The 7,892-nt window shown below is 43.2% G+C and carries 7 protein-coding genes; 5 read left to right on the forward strand and 2 right to left on the reverse strand.

Features of this window, described 5'->3' with window-relative positions; all coding sequences use genetic code 11:
- The first annotated feature begins 1 nt into the window (after window position 1).
- The 4 genes from rpoC to ACYSNU_RS17485 all read left to right on the forward strand — a co-directional run bounded on the left by rpoC (window position 2) and on the right by ACYSNU_RS17485 (window position 5,535).
- Complete coding sequence (gene rpoC / locus ACYSNU_RS17470) at window positions 2–3,655, forward strand: DNA-directed RNA polymerase subunit beta' (RefSeq protein WP_461738439.1); 3,654 nt, start codon at window positions 2–4, stop codon at window positions 3,653–3,655.
- A gap of 241 nt (window positions 3,656–3,896) precedes the next feature.
- Complete coding sequence (locus ACYSNU_RS17475; protein WP_461738440.1) at window positions 3,897–4,457, forward strand: hypothetical protein; 561 nt, start codon at window positions 3,897–3,899, stop codon at window positions 4,455–4,457.
- A 216-nt stretch (window positions 4,458–4,673) separates the two neighbouring features.
- Window positions 4,674–5,102: a methylglyoxal synthase gene (gene mgsA / locus ACYSNU_RS17480; RefSeq protein ID WP_461738441.1), complete on the forward strand. Its 429-nt coding sequence runs from the start codon at window positions 4,674–4,676 to the stop codon at window positions 5,100–5,102.
- A 19-nt stretch (window positions 5,103–5,121) separates the two neighbouring features.
- Entirely contained in the window at window positions 5,122–5,535 is a 414-nt protein-coding gene (locus tag ACYSNU_RS17485; RefSeq protein ID WP_461738442.1) for a VOC family protein, read from the forward strand.
- Window positions 5,536–5,655: 120 nt separating this feature from the next.
- Here the strand turns inward: ACYSNU_RS17485 and ACYSNU_RS17490 are convergent, their stop codons facing one another.
- On the reverse strand, window positions 5,656–6,210 hold the full coding sequence (locus ACYSNU_RS17490) for a chromate transporter (protein ID WP_461738443.1): 555 nt from the start codon (window positions 6,208–6,210) through the stop codon (window positions 5,656–5,658).
- Window positions 6,207–6,755, reverse strand: a complete 549-nt coding sequence (locus ACYSNU_RS17495; RefSeq protein WP_461738444.1) for a chromate transporter — start codon at window positions 6,753–6,755, stop codon at window positions 6,207–6,209. Before ACYSNU_RS17495 ends, ACYSNU_RS17490 begins: the two co-directional genes overlap by 4 nt.
- A gap of 108 nt (window positions 6,756–6,863) precedes the next feature.
- On the opposite strand from ACYSNU_RS17495, the gene ACYSNU_RS17500 reads away from it, so the two are divergent.
- Entirely contained in the window at window positions 6,864–7,718 is an 855-nt protein-coding gene (locus ACYSNU_RS17500; RefSeq protein WP_461738445.1) for a LysR family transcriptional regulator, read from the forward strand.
- The last annotated feature ends 174 nt before the right edge of the window (window positions 7,719–7,892 follow it).

The raw sequence follows: 7,892 nt of genomic DNA on the forward strand, positions 1-7,892 counted from the left end.
TTTGATCGATGTAAATAAATTCGAAAGTATGCAAATCGGTTTGGCTTCTCCAGAAAAAATCAGAAGCTGGTCTTATGGCGAAGTGAAAAAGCCAGAAACCATTAACTATCGTACTTTAAAACCCGAACGTGAAGGGTTGTTCTGTGAACGCATCTTTGGTCCAACTAAAGACTGGGAATGCGCCTGCGGAAAATATAAACGTATTCGTTACAAAGGTATCGTCTGTGATCGCTGTGGTGTGGAAGTCACTCGCTCAAAAGTTCGTCGTGAACGGATGGGTCACATTGAGTTAGCTGCACCCGTTTCCCACATCTGGTACTTTAAAGGTATTCCTTCAAGAATGGGTCTTGTTTTAGACATGAGTCCTCGTGCCTTGGAAGAAATTATCTATTTTGCCTCTTATGTGGTAATCGATCCAGGTAATACGACCTTAGAAAAGAAACAATTATTAACTGAACGTGAATACCGGGAAAAACGTGATCAATTCGGTCAAGAATTCCAAGCTGCCATGGGTGCTGAAGCCATTAAGAAATTATTGGACTTAGTTGACTTAGATGGTGAAGTTGCGGAATTAAAAGAAGAATTGAAGACTGCTCAAGGTCAAAAACGGACCCGCGCGATTCGTCGTTTAGACATCTTAGAAGCTTTCAGAGCTTCTGGTAACCAACCAAGCTGGATGGTTATGGATGTTATTCCAGTTATCCCGCCAGACTTACGTCCAATGGTTCAATTAGAAGGTGGTCGTTTTGCGACTTCTGACTTAAATGACTTGTACCGTCGGGTAATCAACCGTAACAACCGTTTGAAACGTTTATTAGATTTAAATGCACCAAGCATCATCGTGCAAAATGAAAAACGGATGCTGCAAGAAGCCGTTGACGCCTTGATTGATAATGGTCGTCGTGGCCGTCCAGTCACTGGACCAGGTAACCGTCCATTGAAATCTCTTTCCCATATGCTAAAAGGGAAACAAGGTCGTTTCCGTCAAAACTTACTAGGTAAACGGGTTGACTATTCAGGTCGGTCAGTTATCGTAGTGGGACCATTTTTACAAATGTACCAATGTGGTCTGCCAAAGGAAATGGCGATTGAATTGTTCAAACCATTTGTGATGAAGGAATTAGTTTTTCGTGAACTAGCTTCTAACATCAAAAATGCTAAACGTAAAATCGAACGGCAAGAAGATGAAGTTTGGGACGTTTTAGAAGACGTCATCAAAGAACATCCAGTTCTTTTGAACCGGGCACCTACGCTTCACAGATTAGGTATCCAAGCCTTTGAACCAGTTCTAGTTGAAGGTCGTGCTATTCGTTTGCATCCACTTGTGTGTGAAGCCTACAATGCCGATTTCGATGGGGACCAAATGGCAGTTCACGTACCGTTAAATGAAGAAGCGCAAGCGGAAGCCCGCATGTTAATGCTAGCGGCTCAAAACATCTTGAACCCTAAAGATGGTAAGCCAGTAGTAACGCCATCTCAAGATATGGTCTTAGGTAACTATTACCTAACGATGGAAGAAGATGGTCGTGAAGGCGAAGGTATGATCTTCCGTGATATGAACGAAGCAGTCATCGCTTGGAGAAATGGCTATGTCCATTTACATTCACGGATTGCCGTTAATCCAAACAGTCTTGGTGACAAACCATTTACAGACTGGCAAAAAGAACGCATGATGGTGACAACTGTCGGTAAAGTTATCTTTAACGAAATCATGCCGCAAGAATTTCCTTACTTGAACGAACCAACTAATTCTAACTTGACGGAAAAAACGCCTGACAAGTACTTCGTGGAAGCTGGGACAGATATTCCGGCCTTCATCAAGGAACAAGAATTAATTGCGCCATTCAAGAAGAAAAACTTAGGAAACATCATCGCAGAAGTCTTCAAACGCTTTAAGATTACCGAAACTTCTAAGATGTTAGATAGAATGAAAGACTTGGGTTACCGTCATTCAACAATGGCTGGTATCACAGTGGGGATTGCCGATATCATGGTACTTGCTGAAAAGCATGACATCATCGAAAAAGCCCACAAACAAGTTGAAAATATTACCAAACAATTCCGTCGTGGTTTAATCACTGATGACGAACGTTATGAACGGGTTATCGCCGTTTGGAATGCTGCCAAAGATGAAATCCAACAAAAACTGATGGAAAGTTTGGATGCTAAGAATCCAATCTTCATGATGTCAGACTCTGGAGCCCGTGGTAACATCTCCAACTTTACTCAGCTTGCTGGGATGCGTGGTTTGATGGCCGCTCCAAATGGTCGTATCATGGAATTGCCAATCATCTCTAATTTCCGTGAAGGCTTGTCCGTCTTGGAAATGTTTATCTCAACTCACGGGGCTCGTAAAGGAATGACCGATACCGCCTTGAAGACTGCCGATTCAGGTTACTTGACTCGTCGTCTAGTTGACGTGGCCCAAGATGTAATCATTCGTGAAGAAGACTGTGGCACTGATCGTGGTCTAGATATCCAAGCGATTCGTGAAGGTAATGAAATTATCGAATCATTGGAAGAACGTTTAGTTGGTCGGTATACTCGTAAGAGCGTAATCGATCCAGCAACGGGTGCTGTTTTAGTCGGTGAGGATCAAATCATCACGGAAGACTTGGCTCGCCAAATCGTTGATGCTGGTATTGAAACGGTGACCATTCGTTCCGTCTTCACATGTAATACTAAACATGGTGTATGTAAACATTGTTATGGCCGCAACTTGGCAACTGGTGCTGAGGTTGAAGTGGGTGAAGCAGTTGGTACCATCGCTGCCCAATCTATCGGTGAACCTGGTACTCAGTTAACCATGCGGACATTCCATACCGGCGGGGTTGCCGGCGACGATATCACGCAAGGTTTGCCGCGGGTTCAAGAAATTTTTGAAGCTCGGAATCCTAAAGGGCAAGCTGTCATTACTGAAGTTACCGGCGAAGTCATCGACATCTCTGAAGATGCAGCGACTCGGACTAAAGAAGTGACCGTCAAAGGTGAAACTGATACCCGGACTTACACTGTACCATTTACAGCTCGCATGAAAGTTGCTGAAGGCGACATTATTCACCGTGGTGCGCCATTGACAGAAGGTTCAATCGATCCGAAACAATTATTAGTTGTTCGTGACGTATTGTCTGTTGAAAACTATCTATTAAGAGAAGTTCAACGGGTTTACCGGATGCAAGGGGTAGAAATCGGCGACAAGCATATCGAAGTAATGGTTCGTCAAATGCTGCGTAAAGTCCGCGTTATGGACCCAGGTGGCTCTGATATCTTACCAGGTACTTTATTAGATATTGCTGACTTTAAAGATCGTAACTATGAAACGCTAATTTCTGGTGGTGTGCCAGCTACTGGCCGTCCAGTTCTCTTAGGTATCACAAAAGCTTCCTTGGAAACAAACAGCTTCTTATCTGCTGCATCCTTCCAAGAAACAACTCGTGTCCTAACAGACGCTGCCATCCGCGGTAAGAAGGATCCATTACTAGGCTTGAAGGAAAATGTTATCATCGGTAAGATTATTCCGGCTGGTACTGGTATGGCTCGCTACCGCAATATGGAACCAAAAGAAACAGTTATTGCCAGCGAAAATGTCTATAGCATTTCTGACATTGAAGCGCAAATGGCGGCTGAAGATGCTTTAAACAGCCAAAATATTTAAATTGCTTTTTAAACAAGCCCCTCGCACTTTGAGGGGCTTGTTTTTTTGTCTGACGGAGAATAGAAGGGAAACCGCTGACGCAATTTGTATTCCAAGAGATAAAAATAAATTTGGAAAAGCAAGAAGAATGCAGCTATAGATGGTAAACTAATAATAGAAAAAAAGATAAACTTGTATAAACAGTAGGATTAAGTAACTGCTAATCTTAACTAGAATCGGGTTTCAAAAAGGGGAAGTAGCAATGAATCAGATAAAACCAAAAAGTTTTGTATATCGCTTTAGCTGGGTAGCTGTTTTACTGGCGGCTTTAGGTCTTATTTTCATAGGAGTGGCGGTAATTATGCAGGTTGTACCGATAGACTCAGATCATTTTAATCTGTCGGTCAATGGCGTGCGCCAGCCCTATAATAGCCAGAATTTGCGCACTTTTCGGTTGGTTTTTTTGGCAGCTTTTGGTGGTATCGGTGGCGTTTTGCTCTTGGTGTCGGTGATTCTTTTTGCCCGGTCAGCCCGCAAAAACCGCCGCATCGAAAACTTGCGAGCCACTGGTAAAAAAGTGCTGGCAGAGGTAGTCGATTATAATTTTTCTGGTGTGACGGTTAATAATCGGCGAGCGACCTATCTAATTTGTTCCTATCAGGCTAAAAGCGGCGAGCATCTAAATTTCAAAAACCCTTTACTGCGGCGGGACCCCACTCCGTATCTACCAAATGGAGAGGTGATTGTCTATTATGATAAGACCAATTTGAAAAATTATTTTGTGGATATTGATGGCAGTATGGAAAAAGTGGTTGAGTTATAAAAGAGCTGTCTGAATTGCGACTTCAAAAATTTGTGACTTTTATTTTTTTTAATTTAAGTAACAATCCAGTAAGATGGAAGTAGCTCCTACGTGAGTTATCAATTTACTTGTTGGCAAATTTTTTATATTTAACCAAATAAAAATAGTTGATTTCTTTACAGGAGAGCAGGTTTCCTGCTACCATTTAGCTAAATAAAATTTTTGAGGAGTGTTTGCATGAAGATTGCATTGATTGCCCATGATCGCAAAAAAGCCGCCATGGTTAAATTGGCGACCGCTTATGAACCGATTTTAGCTAAGCATGAATTGTTTGCAACGGGAACGACCGGCTTAAAAATCATGGAGGCAACAAAGCTAAAGGTCCATCGATTTAAATCGGGACCGCTGGGGGGCGACCAGCAAATTGGCGCTTTGATTTCAGAGGACTCAATGGATCTGGTGATATTTTTGCGGGACCCGCTGGCTTCTCAGCCCCATGAGCCGGATGTCAATGCCTTGATTCGCTTGAGCGATGTCTATGAAATCCCTTTGGCCACCAATATCGGGAGCGCCGAGGTTTTAATCCGCGGCTTGGCGGCAGGCTTTTTAGATTTTCGGGAATTAGTCAGCCATGAGACGGTGGAAATCTTAGCAGAAGAAATCTAAATTTAAAGGAGCAAATAAGATGGATGAACAACGAGTAGTACCCTTTTTAACATTTAACGGGGAAGCGAAGGCGGCTTTGGAATTTTATGCGGCTAATTTGCCAGAAGCCGAGATTTTATTGGCGGAACCATATGGCACTGACAATCCGCATATGCCAGCAGCAGAAGGGCAACGGATTATGTATGGACTGCTGTCACTCTTAGGACAGAAAATTATGTTTTTAGATATGGACAGCCAGAATCCAGCACCGGCATTTAATTGGTCCTCTTCTTTATACCTTGAGTGCCGCAGTGAAGCAGAATTTGATTTAATCTTTGCTGCCTTTGCAAAAGAGGGCAGCGTCATGATGGGGCCAGAAGCAATTGGTGATATTCGCAAGTGTGCTTGGGTCGTCGATAAATTTGGAGTAACTTGGCAACCAGTTTGGCGATAAAAAAATAGTTTGCTGCTTAAAGAGGCAGCCCTTTTTCAGTGATGAATGTGGTCCTGAAAAAGGGTTTTTCTTTATGCAGAAAACTACTTTTGGCTGATTTTTGTTAAGTTTTTAAAACCTTTAATAAATGATTAACCCGATAACGCCAGCTACACACATCAGTAAGATTGGGTTGACCTTATATTTTTTTAAGGCGAAAAAGGCGATGCCAAAGAGAATAAGCGCCTTGAAATCAATATTGAGCCAAGGAATACTTGAAAGTTCAGAGCTGCCGTAAAAGGTCAGCAAAATAATCGTCAAGGCGGCTGAGGCAATCAGGCCAACGGAAGCAGCCTTCAATCCTTGGAAAATATTGCCGACTAAAATTGACTCTTGATGGCTTTGGAAAAATTGATATAAAGCCATTGAAATAATCACACCGGCAGTGATGGCGCCTAATGTGGCCATAAGCGCCCCAAGAACTCCTGCCAACTGCATACCGACAAAGGTTGAGGTATTAACAGCTAAAGGTCCCGGAGTCATCTGGGAAATCGTGATAACATCGGTAAAGACCTTCTGGGTAATCCAGCCATTTTTTTCGACGACTTCCGCTTGTATTAGCGGAATAATAGCGTATCCGCCGCCGATACTAAATAAACCAATTTTTAAAAAGTTCCAATACAGTTGCCAAATCATGCTTGCACTTCCTTCCTCCGGTTAAAGACGACTAGCAGACAGGAGAAGACTAAGATTAACGCGACATTGACTTGGAAAAAAGCATTGAGAATAAAGCTGCCGGCCACGATAATTAATAACAACAGGCTACGCTGACTGCGAATAGCCGTGACCATATCCACCACTACTTCTAAAATCAAAGCGGCAACGGCGGCCTGCATACCGGTTAGCACGGCATTGACCGTTGGATTGGCAGCAAAGGCTTGATAAAATTGGGCAATCACGCCGATAATTACCAGCGGCGGTAAAATGCCGCAGACTAGAGTAATAACAAAGCCCGCCCAACCAGCTGCTTTTTTACCGGCCAAAACACATAGATTAATCGCAATCGCTCCGGGAGAGGATTGCGCTACGGCTGCCATTTCCACTAAATCGGCTTCAGTGAAGAAGCGCCCCACGTAATATTTACGAATCATCGGCACCACCACATAGCCGCCGCCGAAGGTAAAGGTGCTAATAATTAAATTAATGCGAATTAACCATAAATAATCTTTCAACGTTTTCATTTTTTCACCTCATCTAATCAGTATAAAGGTGTTTTAATGATTAGTGAAATGATAAAATGTAGGATAAGACATGAATTATTTTCATGGGAAAGTGAGTGGCAATCAGTTATGAATTATCGACAATGCGAAATATTTAGGGCGGTTGCCCGCCAAGAAAATTTCACCAAGGCGGCGAAGCAGCTTTTTATGACTCAATCGGCCGTTTCTCATGCGATGGGGGATTTAGAAAAAGAAGCCAACACCCAACTATTGGAGCGGCTGCATCGAGGAGTTCGTTTAACACCAGCAGGGGAAATATTTTTGCAGGAAATTCTGCCTATTTTAGAAAATTTTGAACGGGTGGAAAATCATCTGCCGCAGCTGGCCCAACAGCTGCCATTGAGAATTGGCTCCTGTATGACCTATGCCAAAAGTGATTTACCATCACTAATTCAACAGCTGCAGCAGGAAAAAATCCGCTGCAAGGTGACCGTTGGACCGGCTGGGGAAATTGCGCAGCTGCTGGAGCAAGGTCAGATTGATATTGCTTTTTTAGAGGGGCAACGGACGCTGGAGGGCTATCAGCAAAAACCGCTAGCCAGTTATCCCATCGGTTTTTATGCCAATCAGGATTTTATCGACCGGCATAAAGTGAAATTTTCTTTTGCGGAAGTCTTGCAACAGCCGCTGTTATTAAGGGAGCGAGGCAGTGCTGTCCGTGAAGCGCTGGAGGCCAGTGTAACCCTGCGAAACTTTCAGCTGCGACCGGCGTGGGAAAGTAATGACTCAGAGGCGCTGATTGAAGCGGCCTTGCATGGTGTCGGCATCGCAGTGTTGCCGGAGGTTCTGATTGCCGCTGAATTGGCAGCTGGAACTCTAATTCCCCTGCAAATCCCGCAAGTCAAACTGGAAAATCCGGTAGCCGCTGCGATTCGCAGCAGCACAGAAATCCCGCAAATTCTAAATTTATGGCAGCAATTATAGAATTTACGGGAATTAATATTTAAAAATTTTTTTCTTAGCTTAACACCCAGACTGTAGACAAAGTCCAACTTCTGGATGAAGTCTACAGTCTTTTCTTTTATAATAGAATTATGAAAACGAATTTAAGGAGAGAAAGCCTATGATGTCCAAACATGATGCCAATGGTCGCAATCA

The sequence above is a fragment of the Enterococcus sp. LJL120 genome (assembly GCF_054871765.1).